Raw genomic sequence first — 434 nt, forward strand, 5'->3', positions numbered from 1 at the left:
TTTGAAGATAAATTCTGGTCGGGAAATGAATTAAACAGACTCTATGAGGATATTACTGCCAGACCTCACTCCGGTCGGGGTATGGAGGGAATTTTCGAGGCGGGTTTCAAGGAATTTGTCCGTTTAAAAAAATCCTCTACTGACTCAACCTATGTGTTGGAAGGGACTCAGCGAGTAATGCGTATTTCCTTGTCCCGTGAAATGGATGAATTGGAAGTTTCGTTACCCTTTCTGGCGACAGCAGGTTCTACCAGTCCATACATTGGTTTGTTTGGAACGGTCTGGGGTATCATGAATTCATTTCGAGCTTTAGGCGAAGTGCAACAGGCGACACTGGCTATGGTTGCCCCAGGTATTGCCGAGGCTTTGATCGCGACAGCAATGGGCTTGTTTGCAGCGATACCAGCGGTTGTAGCATATAACCGTTATTCACA

1 protein-coding gene is annotated in these 434 nt (G+C 46.3%); it reads left to right on the forward strand.

Features of this window, described 5'->3' with window-relative positions; genetic code table 11:
• A partial coding sequence (locus B3182_RS14730; protein WP_292753316.1) for a MotA/TolQ/ExbB proton channel family protein occupies positions 1–434 on the forward strand: 434 nt, incomplete at both ends.

Origin of the sequence: Methylophaga sp. UBA4204, assembly GCF_002379485.1 — a bacterium.
Lineage (GTDB): Bacteria > Pseudomonadota > Gammaproteobacteria > Nitrosococcales > Methylophagaceae > Methylophaga.